Below are 13,516 nucleotides of genomic sequence, written 5' to 3'. Positions count from 1 at the left end.
GATGAGGCGCGTTCTCTCCGACAGGATGGGCGCGGCGCTGTTGATGGCGCCGCTGCTCCTGTTCCTCGTCCTGGCCTATGCCTGGCCGTTTCTCGGCGTTGTGAAGTGGAGTTTTACTCTGCCGACGCCGGGGCTTGGCCAGTATGAAGCGTTGCTCACCGACGATCTGGTCCAATCGGTGTTCGTCCGCACGCTGCGCATCGCGGCGATCGTCACTGTCGTTTCCGTCGCCGCAGCCTATGCCATCACGGTGGTCTGGGTGCGCGGCAGCCCGGCGCAGCGCCTCATCGCCGAGTTCTGCATTCTGGTGCCATTCTGGATCTCGGTGCTGACCCGCGCCTTCGGCTGGGTAGCGCTTTTGTCCAATCGGGGCCTGATCAACACCTGGCTGCAATCGATTGGTTTCATCTCCGAACCGCTGACCCTGGTGCGCAACGAGTTTGGCGTCGTCGTCGGCATGACGCATTTCCTCATTCCCTTCGCGGTCTTTCCCCTGGCATCGGCCATGCGCAGCCTCGACGACCGCGTGCTGCTTGCCGCGCGCGGGCTGGGCTCCAGCCGCATGCGCACCTTCTGGACGGTGTTCGTGCCGATGACGCGCTCCGGCATCATAGGCTCGGCGCTGATCGTCTTCGTCTTCTCGCTCGGCTTCTTCGTCACGCCGGCGATCCTCGGTGGCGGCCGCAGCGTAATGATCGCCGAACTGATCTATCTCAGAATTTTCCAGAGCCCGGACTGGGGGCTGGGGGCTGCGATCAGCGTCGTGCTGGTGCTGTTCGTGGGCGCGCTGATGGCGCTGCTGTTCCGCTATGTCAGACCGAAGCAGTTGATCTGATGCCGACCTATCGCCCCGGGCCCGTTTCGCTGGTCATCGCCGCTCTGGTGGCGCTGTTCCTGCTGATGCCGCTGCTCGCCGTCATTCCGGTGTCGCTGACGCCGAGCCGCATGCTGGCTATGCCTTCGGGTGAGCTGTCGCTGCGCCACTATCGATCGCTGATCGAGGACCCGCGCTGGATCCAGTCGATCCTGCTGTCGATCCGGATCGGGATCGTCAGCAGCGCGATTTCCACCGTGCTGGCGCTCTGCTTCAGCCTCGGTGTCTGGATGTTCCAGCCCCGCTTCACCGCCGCGCTCGTGGGGTTCGTGCTGTTGCCGATGGTGGTGCCGCCGGTGGTCTCGGCGATCACGCTCTACTTCCTGCTGACCTCGATCTCAGGCGTAAGCTCGTTCTTCGGCTATGACACCTGGCTCGGCGTCGCCATGGCGCATTCGGTGATGACGGTACCCTTCGCCACGGTGCTGATCCTGGTCTCGCTCAGCCAGATGGACCGGCGCATCGACCTTGCGGCGAGGGGGCTGGGCGCCAGTGTCTGGGAGCGTGCCACCCGCATCATCATGCCCAACATCAAGTTCGGCATTATCACCGCGGCGCTTTTGTCCTTCGTGCTGTCCTGGGAAGAGATTGGCGTTACCTTGTTCATCACCTCGGTCAATGCCATCACGCTGCCGCGCCTGATGTGGATGGGCCTGCGCGACAACATCGACCCGGCGATCGCGGCCCTGTCGGTGATCCTGATCATCATCACAGTGCTGGTGCTTGCGGTCCGCAGCTTCGTGGTCAGGTTGCGCACCGGAGCCTAGACAAACCGTACCGACACGCGGCCGAACCGGCCCAAATCGCCAATCACTTCGTCGCCGGCCTCGACGCTTATCGGCGTCACGCAGGTGCCTGTAATCACCACCTGTCCCGGCTCCAGTGCCATGCCCAGGCCCGACAGTTCATTGACGATCCATGTGAGCGCGATCCAAGGGTCGCCCAGCACTGCCGCGCCCTTCCCATCGTGCCGCGATTTGCCGGAAACGAAACCGACCACCGGGTGCTCCGCGAGGTTCACGTCGCGCCAGTCCTCTTCTATCGACTCGCCGATGACAAACAGGTTGGCACAGGCGTTGTCGGCTATGAGCTGCGGCGCTCCGACGGCGCAGAAATCATCGTAGCGTGAGTCCGGTATTTCGATCGCCGGGTGCAAGGTCGCCACGGCATCCATCACCTCGGCGATTTCATAGGGTGCTGAACGCGGTGGCACCTGGTGGCCGAAGCGGAAGGCGAATTCGATTTCCGCCACGCGCATCTTGCTCGTCGCGAGCGAAACGGTGCCGCCAACCTCGACCGATTTTTCGGCGATGAGACGCCCGGCCATCGGGCCGTCGACGTTGATATGCCTTTGTCCGGCGAGGCTGGTTGCTGCAATCTTCCAGCCGAAAAGCGGGGCCGCTGAGCGATCCATCACACGCGACTGGATGGCGTAACCGTCGATCCGCGTTTGCGGCCGCAACTCGAGGGGTATGGCGTCGAGACGGGTGCCCTTGTCCCAATGGTCGACCAGCAACCGGGACGCGGCTCTGGCCTTTTCTGGATCGAGCATCGTCAGCTCCGAGAATCTGCTGCGGAAGATGCCCCCATTGCCCGGCCAGAACTGGCAAGGAACATTCCATCGTGAACCGGTCCATATGAGGCAAGATCGCGCGATCAGGCAAGCGGGACACCAAATTCATGCGCCACCTGACGGGCGGCGCAGATGCTTGATGCGCGCCTTCCTGGTCTGGCTCTTGCGCGTCTATCGGTGGGATTGTCGGCAAGTCGTATTTTCGAGATCATCGGCACTTATAATTCTTATGACGAATCGCCATCGTTTTCCCGTAGCCAACGCTATATCTGGCAAGGCATAGGGAAACCGGCAGACTTGGAAACGCATTGTCGGTTGCAGAGCAGCTCGAGGAATGAATATGACAGCGCCCGGCGATTTGCTGCAGGCACTCTTTCTGAGGCTCAAAACCGACAAGTCGTTGTCGGCGCTGCTCGGTGGCGCCGGGCTGCTCGAAAGGGCGGCCGACAATGCCGCGTTCCCTTATGTGACTTGTGGCCAGACCAGCGCCTTTGACTGGGATACCGGTGCCGAGAACAACGATGATCAGCTGATCACGCTGCACGTCTGGTCGAAAGCTCATGGCGAAGACGAAACCCTTGCCATCATGGCCGCCATCAAGGCCCGCCTTGCCAACGCCGCGCTGGTGGTCGGCCGCCGCGGCAAGACACGCCTATCGCTCGAATTCACCGAGGCCCGTTACGACGAAGATCTCCTTGTCCATCACGGGCTTCTGCGGTTTCGTGCGCTGACGCAGGAAAATGCCTGATACGCTTCCAATCTGACCGAAACGGAGTCTAGACTGGCATTTCAGGGATTTCGTCGGGTTGGGCGTCGAAATCACCATCTGGCGTCTCGCGTTTCAGGGGGAGTATCGGGCATGATTTTCGTGTCGATCACTGTTCATTTCACGTTCAGCACCGATGCGTTACAACGCTGGCCATGAAAACGTTTCGCTCCCTCTTTCGAACCGCGACCCTGGCGCTCAGTGCTGCCGGGCTGCTCGCGTCGCAGGCGATGGCGATGCCGGTGATCGCGCCAGACCAGGCCAGCCCGATCGTCCTGGCTGCGTCCGACTGCTACGCGATCGGCCAGCAGGTGGCAGAGCAGAATGGCGGAACGCTGGCCAAGGCCTCACAGTCGACACGAGGCGGCCAGCCGGTCTGCGTCATTGTCGTGCTGGTACCAGGCAAGGACGGGCAGCGTCCGCGTCGTTCCGAGATCGTCGTCCCGCAAAACTGACCCAATGCCCCATCTTACGGGCCACGTTTCCCAGGCCGCCGGAATCGGCCTATATCTGCCCAGTCTTCGATCTGCCCAAGTCTTCAATCTGAGCGAACTCTTCAACAGGTGTCGATCTCCGCATGCGCGTACTCGTCGTCGAGGATGACAAGGATCTCAACAGGCAGATAGCCGACGCGCTGGTCGACGCCGGCTATGTCGTCGACCGCGCCTTTGACGGCGAGGAAGGCCATTTCCTCGGCGATACCGAACCCTACGATGCCGTCGTGCTCGACATTGGCCTGCCGCAGATGGACGGCATCAGCGTGGTCGAGCGCTGGCGCCGAGGCGGCCGCAAGATGCCCGTGCTGATCCTGACGGCGCGCGACCGCTGGAGCGACAAGGTCTCCGGCATCGATGCCGGCGCGGACGACTATGTCACCAAGCCGTTCCATATCGAGGAGGTGCTGGCGAGGGTCAGGGCGCTGATCCGCCGCGCCGCCGGCCATGCCTCGTCGGAGCTCACCTGCGGGCCGCTGCGCCTCGATACCAAGGCGTCGAAGGCCGATGTCGACGGCGTGCCGCTGAAGCTGACCTCGCACGAATTCCGCCTGCTTGCCTATCTGATGCACCATATGGGCGAGGTCGTTTCGCGCACCGAACTGGTCGAGCATCTCTACGACCAGGATTTCGACCGCGATTCCAACACCATCGAGGTATTTGTCGGGCGGTTGCGAAAGAAGATGGGCATCGACATGATCGAAACCGTGCGTGGCATGGGCTACCGCATGCGTGAGCCGGAGGCGTAACTCGGAACCGATCAAACCAACCGCAAGGGCGCCGCTTTCGCTGCGTTTGTGGCCGCGTTCGCTGACGTTCCGCGTGATCGCCTTTTCCACTGTATGGGCGATCCTGACCCTTGTCGTCATCTTCACCCTGATCACCACGCTCTATCGCCAGGCCAGCGAGCGTGGCTTCGACAGCCTTTTGTCGGCGCATCTGTTCAACCTGATCGGTTCCATCGGGATTTCAGACACGGGAGCGCTCACCGGTGCTCCCGACCTCGGAGACCTCCGCTTTTCGGAGCCGAATTCGGGCTGGTACTGGTCGGTTGAGCCTGCCTCGGAAGGTGTGCATGGCGACCTTCACTCGTCGTCGATGACAAGCAAGATCCCGTCGCCGAGCGTGGCCGAGGTGCCCTTCAATGCCAGCTTCCAGCGCAGCTATGCGGCCGAAGGCATTGACGGCGAGCAACTCGAAGTGTTCGAGAGCGAATTCGTCCTCGACGCCAAGAACCGCGCCGCGCGGTTTCGTGTCATGGGCAACCAGAGCGAACTCGAACAGGAGATCGCCACCTTCCAGCGCCGCCTGCTGACCTATCTCAGCCTGTTCGGCGTCGGCATGATCGCGATCAACGCGATCGCCATTCTGCTCGGCTTGCAGCCGCTGCGCAGGGTCAGGAACGCGCTTGCCATGGTGCGCGAGGGCACCGCACAGAGGCTCGACGGCCGCTTCCCGGCTGAGATCGAACCGTTGGCCAACGAAACCAACGCCTTGATCGAGAACAACAGACGCATCGTCGAGCGCTCGCGAACCCAGGTCGGCAATCTCGCCCATTCGCTGAAGACGCCGCTTGCCGTGCTGCTCAACGAGGGTAGGGCGCTTGGCGGCGCCAAGGGACAATTGATCGCCGAACAGGCCGCCTCGATGCAGAAGCAGGTCGACCATTACCTGCAGCGCGCCCGCGTCGCTGCGCAGCGCGACAGCGTCGTCTATCGCACGCCGGTGGCGCCGCTGGTCCAGCGCATGGTGCGGGTCTTGCAGAAGCTCAACCCGCAGACCGGCCTGTCGCTGTCGCTGCCGGCCACCGAGATCGTCTTTGCCGGAGAGCGCGAGGACCTTGAGGAACTGCTTGGCAATCTTCTCGAAAATGCGATGAAATGGGCAAAAAGCGCCGTGTCGGTCTCGGTTGCGTCCCTGGCCGGCAAGGATGACATTTTTTTCGAGATCATCATCGAGGATGACGGCCCGGGCATCCCCGAGGACAAGGCGCGCGACGCGCTGAAGCGCGGAAGGCGCCTGGACGAGACAAAACCGGGAACAGGTCTGGGGCTTGCCATTGTCGCCGACCTTATCAACGAGTATGGAGGCGTACTGGCGCTCGAACGGTCCGACATGGGCGGGCTGAAGGCGGTGGTGCGATTGCGGAGCCTCCAGTAATGCTACTCAGGGCCGATCGGCAGCGATGGACGGCGCATATCATGGCGGCATATCGATTGATCCCGGAGCGGTCTGCAGCGGCCAAATTTCCGACAAATATCAATACTATGGCCACGCCTACTTCTCCGATGACGCGGCCCCCGGCGCATCCATGGCAGGCTCCAATTCAAGAAAATCGGTTGTTGGCATGAAGATTCGCGTCGCGCTCGTTTCCGCCCTCCTGGCCGTGTCCGGCTGCACCACCTTGAGCGGCAAGGGCCCGACGTTGGCGCCGACACCGGCGTCGACGCCTCCGGCGAGTGGCAAGGTTACCAAATCGATCATTTCGGCGATGGGTGGCGGTCTCATTGGCGGTTCGATCGGCGCCGGCCTCAGTGAATCCGAAAAGCGCAGCGCTCTCGAGGCGGAATACAAGGCGCTCGAATATACGACGAGCGGCCAGAAGGTGGCGTGGAAGGGCGATCAGGCATCCCGCTATGGCGAAGTCGTTCCGGCCCAACCCTATCGCGTCGGTTCGCAGGATTGCCGCCAGTACACGCAGACCGTCTTCACTGGTGGAGCCGGCGTCACGGCGCGCGGAACCGCTTGCCGCAACGCCGACGGCAGCTGGACGCCGCTGACCTGAGAGCTGCATGCCGCCCAAAAGTGCGCAGCGGTTTTGGGACAACGGCATGCATAAGGCGTAGATGCATGTCGCCCAAAGCGCGCGGCGGTTTGGGACAACGACACGAACAAAACAAAGATCGGATCGGCTCCGATTGGAATCTGGCCGGTTGATGTCCATCAAGGACATTCGGCGCACCGACCGTCAAAGCGTCGCAGGATGCCCGTGTTGGCAGGGCAAGGCTCTGCCGTTATTGGAAGAACCATGCTGTTCTGGGTCATAGCCGCGATACTGACGCTCGGTGCGAGCCTGGCGGTGCTGCTGCCGCTGGCCGGAGGCGCCAGGGGCGCGTCGTCGAGCGGCGATCACGATCTGGAAGTCTATCGCGATCAATTGTCCGAGCTTGACCGTGATGTCGCACGCGGCTTGATCCAGCCGGCTGAGGCGTCCGAGGCGCGCGCCGAGATCGCGCGCCGCATCCTTCGCCTCGACAATGCGGATGCGGCCGGCAAGACGACGGCCGGGCATGCTTTTTTCAACGCAAGACTTGTCGCGACAGTGGCCGTGCTGGCTGTACCGCTGGTCAGCTGGGGTCTCTACAGCCAGATTGGCTCGCCCGATTTGCCGTCGCAGCCGCTCAGCGAGCGGTTGACCAAGAATCCGGCCGACAGCTCGGTCGACGAACTGGTTGCGCGGGCCGAGGCTCACCTTGCCGCCAATCCTTCCGACGGCCGGGGATGGGATGTGCTGGCCCCGATCTATCTGCGTATGCAGCGCTTTTCCGAGGCGGTGGCGGCGTACCGCAACGCCATCCGCCTCGACGGAGACAGCGCGGTTCGCCAGGCCGGCCTCGGCGAGGCGATCGCCGGTGCGGCGGGCGGCATTGTTTCCGCCGATGCCCAGGATGCCTTCGAGGCGGCGCTCAAGCTCGATCCGGCCAACGCGAAAGCCAGCTTCTATCTGGCCATGGCCTTGGCGCAGGAGGGGCGAAACAAGGACGCGGTGACGGCCTGGCAAACCATGCTTGGCACCTTGCCGCCCGACTCGCCTTGGCGCGACGCCGTCGAGCAGGCGCTGGCCAAGGCCGCCAGCCCCGAAGTCGCTTCCGGCGCGGACGCGAAAGGCCCCGAAGCCGTGGATGTCGACGCGGCTTCGTCCATGTCGCCGCAGGATCGTGAAGCCATGATCAACACGATGGTCGCCGGCCTCGATGAAAAACTGCGGCAAAATCCGCGTGACCCGGAAGGATGGATGCGGCTCGTTCGTTCCTATGTCGTGCTGGGCAAGGCCGATCAGGCGCGCGGGGCGCTGGGGCGCGCCATTGCCGTCTTTGGCGCCGGCAGTGATGAAGCCAAGAAATTCACCGCCTTTGCCGCCTCGCTCGGCCTGGCGGCGACGGAGTAGAACGTGTCATGACACGCAAGCAGAAGCGGTTGTCGGTGATTGTCGGTGGGTTGGCTTTCCTGGGCGCCGCCACCGGTCTGACCTTCTACGCGCTTGGCCAAAAGGCGTCCTATTTCTACATGCCGGCGGACCTCACCACCGCCAGTGTCCAGCCCGGCCAGCGCATCCGGCTCGGCGGTTTGGTCGAAAAAGGCACCGTACAGCGCGGGCAGGGCGCGACAGTCGCCTTTTCCGTCACCGACACGCATAAATCGGTCAAGGTCACCTATACCGGCATCCTGCCTGATCTTTTTCGCGAGGAGCAGGGCGTCATCACCGAAGGCACTTTTGGCCCGGACGGGGTCTTTGTCGCCGACAGCGTGCTGGCCAAGCATGATGAGCGCTACATGCCCAAGGAGGTGGCCGACGGGCTGAAGGCCAAGGGCGTCTGGCAGGAGAGCAAGAGTGAGTGAGTCGGGCGGAAGGGCAGGGGTCAATCATGGTTGAAACCGGACATTTCGCACTGGTCCTGGCGTTCGCGCTTTCGCTGGTGCAGACGATCGTGCCCCTGTTCGGCGCGCGGCTCAACAACCAGCGCCTGATGGCTGTCGGCGGTCCTGTCACGATAACGGGTTTTGCGCTGACGGCGCTGTCCTTCGTCGCGCTGGCGGGCGCCTACGCGAACTCCGATTTTTCGGTGGCGAGCGTCTGGGAAAACTCGCATTCGCTGCAGCCGCTGATCTACAAGATCACCGGAACCTGGGGCAATCACGAAGGCTCGATGCTGCTCTGGGTGCTGATCCTGACCTTCTTCGGTGCCCTTGTCGCGGCTTTCGGCTCCAACCTGCCGGCAACGCTGCGCGCCAATGTGCTGGCCGTGCAGGGCGCCATTGGCGCTGCCTTCTTCCTGTTCATCCTTGCGACGTCCAATCCTTTCATCCGGCTCAACCCGGCGCCGATCGAAGGCCGCGATCTCAACCCGATCCTGCAGGATCTCGGCCTCGCCATTCATCCGCCGCTGCTCTATCTCGGCTATGTCGGCTTCTCGATCTGCTTCTCCTTCTCGGTCGCCGCCCTTATCGAGGGCCGCATCGATGCTTCCTGGGCGCGCTGGGTGCGCCCATGGACGCTGGTCGCCTGGATGTTCCTGACCGGCGGCATCGCGATGGGGTCCTATTGGGCCTATTACGAGCTCGGCTGGGGTGGTTTCTGGTTCTGGGACCCGGTTGAGAACGCCTCCTTCATGCCGTGGCTGGCGGGCACCGCGCTGCTGCATTCGGCCATCGTCATGGAAAAGCGCTCGGCGCTGAAGATCTGGACGCTGCTGCTCGCCATCCTCACCTTTTCGCTGTCTCTGCTCGGCACCTTCCTGGTGCGTTCGGGCGTGCTCACCTCGGTGCATGCCTTCGCCACCGACCCGACGCGCGGCGTCTTCATCCTGTGCATCCTGACGCTGTTCATCGGCGGCTCGCTGGCATTGTTCGCGCTGCGCGCCTCAAGGTTGACGGCCGGCGGACTGTTCCATCCAATCTCGCGTGAAGGCGCGCTCGTCCTCAACAATCTGTTCCTGACCACGGCGACCGCCACCGTGCTCGTCGGCACGCTCTATCCGCTGGCGCTGGAAGCGCTTACCGGCGGCAAGATCTCGGTCGGCGCGCCGTTCTTCGACCTGACCTTCGGCCCACTGATGCTGCCGCTTCTGGCCCTTGTGCCGTTCGGGCCGCTGCTCGCCTGGAAGCGTGGCGATGTCTTCGCCGCGGCGCAGCGCCTGATGGCTGCCTTCGCGCTGGCGCTGGCTGCGATGCTGGTCACTGGCCTGTTTATCGACGGCGCTTCGGTGTTCGCCGCCCTCGGCATCGGCCTTGCCGTCTGGCTCGTCGCCGGAGCCCTTACCGACCTTGCCGTCAAGTCCGGTGTCGGATCGGTTGCAGCGGCCGTCATGTTCAGGCGCTTCGTCGGCCTGCCGCGCTCGGTCTTCGGCACGGCATTGGCCCATCTCGGCCTTGGCCTGACGTTGCTCGGCATTGTCGCCACGCTGTCCTTCGGCACCGAGAAGATCCTTACCATGCGGGCCGGCGAGACGGTGGAATTGTCAGGCCATACGCTGCGTTTCGTCGGACTTTATCCGGCCCAGGGCCCGAACTACAGCGAGGATCGTGGCCGCTTCGAGCTGATCGGCGTCAGCGGCAGTCGTGTCGGCGAGATCAGTTCCGCCAAGCGCTTCTATCCGGTGCGGCAGACGACGACGACGGAGTCCGGTATCAAGACCCTTGGTTTTTCCCAGCTCTACATTTCGCTCGGCGATGAGGGCAAGGACGGGTCGGTGGTGGTGCGCCTGTGGTGGAAACCGCTGGTGACGCTGATCTGGGGCGGCGGCCTGGTGATGATGGCGGGTGCTGCCATGTCGCTGATGGACAGGCGCTTGCGTGTCGGCGCGCCGTCGCGGCGGCGCAAGCAGGCCGATGCCGCAGCGACCGCGAGCCTGCCATGAAGGCAAGGTTCTCTGTCGGATTGCTTGTCCTGATGCTGGCGCTCGGCTTCGCCGGCTCGGCGCTGGCGGTGAAGCCCGACGAGATGTTGGCCGATCCGGTGCTTGAGGCGAGGGCCCGGACACTCTCGGAAGGCCTGCGCTGCATGGTCTGCCAGAACCAGTCGATCGATGAATCCGATGCCGATCTTGCCCGGGACCTGCGTATCCTGGTGCGCCAGCGTCTCGTCGCCGGCGATACCGACCAGCAGGTGATGGACTATGTGGTGTCCCGCTACGGCGAGTTCGTGCTGCTGAAGCCGCGTTTCGATCTGCGCAACGCGTTGCTTTGGGGCACGCCTGTGCTGTTGCTGCTGATCGGGGGCGTCTTCATTGTACTCAGCGCACGGTCGCGCAGAGTCCTGGTGACCAAGTCCCTGTCTTCGGATGAACAGGCGGCATTGGACGCCATCCTCCGCCGCGACTGACGGCTGCTGGCGCCCGCCAACATTACCAAAGTTTCATGCGTCGGAAATGGCGCTGTAATGTGGGCCGCTCTAATTCTCTCTTCGAGGATGCCGATCAAGGCGCGTCCGTTTGAAAGAGGATACGAGACCCCATGAATATTGCCCCCAATTCATATTCCCGCACCCGCAAGCGTCTCCTGGCTGCTGCCGCGTCCATCGCCATTGCCGGCGCGATCGGTGTTGGCGCGTTGACCAGTGGAACCAGCCCCGTTCTGGCTGACGCAGTCCGCGTCGAGGCTCCGCAGGTTCCGAGCTTCGCCGATGTCGTGGAGCGCGTTTCGCCGGCCGTGGTCAGCGTCAAGGTCAAGGCCAAGATCCAGCCGACCGCAGATGATGGTTCCGACGACCAGGATGGCTTCGACAATCTTCCCAACAATCCGCAGTTGCGCCGTTTCTTCAAGGAATTCCGTGGCTTCGGCGACCAGGGCGGCCAGAATGAGGACGGCCACCGTCGCTTCGGTCATCGCGACCGCAACAATGACCAGCCACGCCCGGTGGCCCAGGGCTCCGGCTTCTTCATTTCCGAGGACGGCTATCTCGTCACCAACAACCATGTGGTCGAAGAAGGCACCGCCTTCACCGTGGTGACCAATGACGGCAAGGAACTCGACGCCAAGCTGGTCGGGACCGATCCGCGCACCGATCTCGCCGTACTCAAGGTCGATGGCGGCGGCAAGTTCACCTATGTCGATTTCGCCGACGATTCCAAGGTTCGCGTCGGCGACTGGGTGGTGGCCGTCGGCAATCCGTTCGGTCTCGGCGGCACCGTCACCGCCGGCATTGTGTCGGCGCGTGGCCGTGACATCGGCGCCGGCCCCTATGACGATTTCCTGCAGATCGACGCCTCGGTCAATCGCGGTAATTCGGGCGGCCCGACCTTCAATCTCAACGGCCAGGTGGTTGGCATCAACACCGCCATCTTCTCGCCCTCGGGCGGCAGCGTCGGCATCGCTTTCGATATTCCCGCCTCGACCGCCAAGCAGGTTGTCGGCGATCTGATGAAGAGCGGGGCGGTGCAGCGCGGCTGGCTCGGCGTCGAAATCCAGCCGGTCACGTCTGATATCGCCGAGTCGCTTGGCCTGAAGTCCAACAATGGCGCGTTGGTATCCAGCGCCCAGGACAACGGCCCCGGCAAGAAGGCAGGTATCACCGCTGGTGACGTCATCACCCAGGTCGATGGCAAGGACGTCGCGTCGCCGAAGGAACTCGCCCGTCTGATCGGTGCGTATTCGCCGGGCAAGTCGGTTGATGTCACCGTCTGGCGCGACGGCAAGAGCCAGACGGTCAAGGTCGATCTCGGCAAGCTGCCGGCCAGCGACAAGCAGGCTTCGAACGACCAGCAACAGCAGCCCGCCGCTCCGGCAAAGCCCGATTCGCTGGCCGATCTCGGCCTCACCGTCACCAAGTCCGAAAACGGCAAGGGCCTTGTGGTCACCGATGTCGATCCCGACAGCGATGCAGCCGACCGCGGCATCCAGCCGGGCGATATCATCACCGCCGTTAATTCGAACGAGGTGAACGGCACCGAGGACGTCACCAAGGCGATGACCGACGCGGTGAAGTCCGGCCGCAAGGCGGTGCTGATGCAGATCACCCGCGACAACACCAATCGGTTCGTCGCGCTGCCTGTCGCCAAGGGCTGACAACGACTTTTCCGATGCGGCGGTTTCAACACCCCCGAGCCGCCGCATGGGAAAGCATGGAGCCGGGTACGTTAGTCAGTCATCGTGCTCTCCTCCAGCGGCAGCGGGCCTCCCATCGCCCGCTGCCGCACATTCTGGACGCCGCCCAAAAACACTCGCCCGGACCTGGGACGAGAGGATGTGGTGATTTCAGGATCATGCCCGAAAGCAGGCATGTCCGGGATGAAGACCACCAGAGAACAAGATCGCGCGTGCTCTCGATCATCTTGATCGCGATGCGCTTTGGCAAAGGCTAAAATGCAGATGCCGGCTACTCAACCTTCCAGCGAAATCGCGTATAACGGCCCTATGAAGATTCTCGTCATAGAAGATGATCGCGAGGCCGCGGATTATCTGCAGAAAGCCTTCGCCGAGGCCGGTCATACCGCCCATGTCGCCGGCGACGGCGAAACCGGTTTCGCGCTTGCCGATGCCGGTGACTATGACGTGATGGTCATCGATCGGATGATGCCGCGTCGCGACGGCCTGTCGGTCATTGCCGGTCTTCGCTCCCGGGGCAACACCACGCCGGTGCTGATCCTGTCGGCGCTGGGCGAGGTCGATGACCGGGTCACCGGGCTGCGCGCCGGTGGCGACGATTATCTGACCAAGCCCTATGCATTCTCCGAGCTTTTGGCCCGCGTCGAGGTGTTGAACCGGCGCGCCAGCGCCAAGGAGGCCGAAACCGTCTACCGGGTTGGCGACCTCGAACTCGACAGGCTGTCGCATTCGGTACGCCGTGCGGCGCGCGAGATCACGCTGCAGCCGCGCGAATTCCGCTTGCTGGAATATCTGATGCGCCATGCCGGCCAGGTGGTGACGCGCACCATGCTGCTCGAGAATGTCTGGGACTATCATTTCGACCCGCAGACCAATGTCATCGACGTCCATGTCTCGCGGCTGCGCGGCAAGATTGAAAAAGGCTTCGACAAGCCGATCCTGCATACGGTTCGCGGCGCCGGCTACATGCTGAAGGGCGGCTAGGC

Annotated in this window: 14 protein-coding genes; 13 read left to right on the top strand and 1 reads right to left on the bottom strand. The window is 63.2% G+C overall.

Annotated elements, in window-relative coordinates:
• Window position 1 precedes the first annotated feature (1 nt).
• Both EB815_RS27260 and EB815_RS27255 read left to right on the top strand, forming a co-directional pair.
• A complete protein-coding gene (locus EB815_RS27260; RefSeq protein ID WP_056563577.1) occupies window positions 2–835 on the top strand; it encodes an ABC transporter permease in 834 nt (277 codons plus the stop codon).
• Window positions 835–1,641 (top strand): ABC transporter permease, encoded by an 807-nt coding sequence (locus tag EB815_RS27255; protein WP_056563576.1) that lies wholly within the window; start codon window positions 835–837, stop codon window positions 1,639–1,641. The genes EB815_RS27260 and EB815_RS27255 overlap by 1 nt, the downstream gene beginning before the upstream one ends.
• Here the strand turns inward: EB815_RS27255 and EB815_RS27250 are convergent.
• A complete protein-coding gene (locus tag EB815_RS27250) occupies window positions 1,638–2,426 on the bottom strand; it encodes a 2-keto-4-pentenoate hydratase (protein WP_056563572.1) in 789 nt (262 codons plus the stop codon). The genes EB815_RS27255 and EB815_RS27250 overlap by 4 nt on opposite strands.
• Before the next feature lie 361 nt (window positions 2,427–2,787).
• Here EB815_RS27250 and EB815_RS27245 point away from each other — a divergent pair, with 361 nt between their 5' ends.
• The 11 genes from EB815_RS27245 to EB815_RS27195 all read left to right on the top strand — a co-directional run bounded on the left by EB815_RS27245 (window position 2,788) and on the right by EB815_RS27195 (window position 13,514).
• Window positions 2,788–3,195 carry a DUF3168 domain-containing protein gene (locus EB815_RS27245; protein ID WP_056565597.1) on the top strand — a complete coding sequence of 136 codons (408 nt, stop codon included), beginning with the start codon at window positions 2,788–2,790 and terminating at the stop codon, window positions 3,193–3,195.
• A 173-nt stretch (window positions 3,196–3,368) separates the two neighbouring features.
• The gene (locus EB815_RS27240; protein WP_056563569.1) at window positions 3,369–3,668 is read left to right on the top strand and encodes a hypothetical protein; all 300 of its coding nucleotides are present in this window, start codon (window positions 3,369–3,371) and stop codon (window positions 3,666–3,668) included.
• A 122-nt stretch (window positions 3,669–3,790) separates the two neighbouring features.
• Entirely contained in the window at window positions 3,791–4,456 is a 666-nt protein-coding gene (locus EB815_RS27235) for a response regulator transcription factor (protein ID WP_056563567.1), read from the top strand.
• Entirely contained in the window at window positions 4,440–5,867 is a 1,428-nt protein-coding gene (locus EB815_RS27230) for an ATP-binding protein (RefSeq protein WP_056563564.1), read from the top strand. Before EB815_RS27235 ends, EB815_RS27230 begins: the two co-directional genes overlap by 17 nt.
• 187 nt (window positions 5,868–6,054) lie before the next feature.
• A complete protein-coding gene (locus EB815_RS27225; RefSeq protein ID WP_056565594.1) occupies window positions 6,055–6,492 on the top strand; it encodes a hypothetical protein in 438 nt (145 codons plus the stop codon).
• A 243-nt stretch (window positions 6,493–6,735) separates the two neighbouring features.
• Window positions 6,736–7,875 carry a c-type cytochrome biogenesis protein CcmI gene (gene ccmI, locus EB815_RS27220; RefSeq protein WP_056563561.1) on the top strand — a complete coding sequence of 380 codons (1,140 nt, stop codon included), beginning with the start codon at window positions 6,736–6,738 and terminating at the stop codon, window positions 7,873–7,875.
• Window positions 7,876–7,883: 8 nt separating this feature from the next.
• Window positions 7,884–8,327: a cytochrome c maturation protein CcmE gene (ccmE, locus tag EB815_RS27215; RefSeq protein ID WP_056563557.1), complete on the top strand. Its 444-nt coding sequence runs from the start codon at window positions 7,884–7,886 to the stop codon at window positions 8,325–8,327.
• Between the two features lie 26 nt (window positions 8,328–8,353).
• A complete protein-coding gene (locus EB815_RS27210) occupies window positions 8,354–10,345 on the top strand; it encodes a heme lyase CcmF/NrfE family subunit (protein ID WP_056563554.1) in 1,992 nt (663 codons plus the stop codon).
• Window positions 10,342–10,809 carry a cytochrome c-type biogenesis protein gene (locus tag EB815_RS27205; RefSeq protein WP_056563551.1) on the top strand — a complete coding sequence of 156 codons (468 nt, stop codon included), beginning with the start codon at window positions 10,342–10,344 and terminating at the stop codon, window positions 10,807–10,809. Before EB815_RS27210 ends, EB815_RS27205 begins: the two co-directional genes overlap by 4 nt.
• A gap of 131 nt (window positions 10,810–10,940) precedes the next feature.
• Window positions 10,941–12,491, top strand: coding sequence for a Do family serine endopeptidase (locus tag EB815_RS27200; RefSeq protein ID WP_056563547.1), 1,551 nt, complete (start codon window positions 10,941–10,943; stop codon window positions 12,489–12,491).
• Between the two features lie 348 nt (window positions 12,492–12,839).
• Window positions 12,840–13,514: a response regulator transcription factor gene (locus EB815_RS27195; protein WP_027041628.1), complete on the top strand. Its 675-nt coding sequence runs from the start codon at window positions 12,840–12,842 to the stop codon at window positions 13,512–13,514.
• Window positions 13,515–13,516: the final 2 nt, after the last annotated feature.

Source organism: Mesorhizobium loti (genome assembly GCF_013170705.1).
GTDB classification, from domain to species: Bacteria; Pseudomonadota; Alphaproteobacteria; order Rhizobiales; family Rhizobiaceae; genus Mesorhizobium; species Mesorhizobium loti_D.
The sequence above is the reverse complement of the archived record's forward strand: the minus strand, read 5'-3'. Positions and strand labels throughout refer to the sequence as shown.

Coding starts and splice junctions, on each gene's coding strand:
- ccmI (WP_056563561.1), top strand. CDS start 6,736: ATGCTGTTCTGGGTCATAGCCGCGATACTGACGCTCGGTGCGAGCCTG.
- EB815_RS27225 (WP_056565594.1), top strand. CDS start 6,055: ATGAAGATTCGCGTCGCGCTCGTTTCCGCCCTCCTGGCCGTGTCCGGC.
- EB815_RS27200 (WP_056563547.1), top strand. CDS start 10,941: ATGAATATTGCCCCCAATTCATATTCCCGCACCCGCAAGCGTCTCCTG.
- EB815_RS27245 (WP_056565597.1), top strand. CDS start 2,788: ATGACAGCGCCCGGCGATTTGCTGCAGGCACTCTTTCTGAGGCTCAAA.
- EB815_RS27250 (WP_056563572.1), bottom strand. CDS start 2,426: ATGCTCGATCCAGAAAAGGCCAGAGCCGCGTCCCGGTTGCTGGTCGAC.
- EB815_RS27260 (WP_056563577.1), top strand. CDS start 2: ATGAGGCGCGTTCTCTCCGACAGGATGGGCGCGGCGCTGTTGATGGCG.
- EB815_RS27205 (WP_056563551.1), top strand. CDS start 10,342: ATGAAGGCAAGGTTCTCTGTCGGATTGCTTGTCCTGATGCTGGCGCTC.
- EB815_RS27240 (WP_056563569.1), top strand. CDS start 3,369: ATGAAAACGTTTCGCTCCCTCTTTCGAACCGCGACCCTGGCGCTCAGT.
- ccmE (WP_056563557.1), top strand. CDS start 7,884: ATGACACGCAAGCAGAAGCGGTTGTCGGTGATTGTCGGTGGGTTGGCT.
- EB815_RS27195 (WP_027041628.1), top strand. CDS start 12,840: ATGAAGATTCTCGTCATAGAAGATGATCGCGAGGCCGCGGATTATCTG.
- EB815_RS27255 (WP_056563576.1), top strand. CDS start 835: ATGCCGACCTATCGCCCCGGGCCCGTTTCGCTGGTCATCGCCGCTCTG.
- EB815_RS27235 (WP_056563567.1), top strand. CDS start 3,791: ATGCGCGTACTCGTCGTCGAGGATGACAAGGATCTCAACAGGCAGATA.
- EB815_RS27210 (WP_056563554.1), top strand. CDS start 8,354: ATGGTTGAAACCGGACATTTCGCACTGGTCCTGGCGTTCGCGCTTTCG.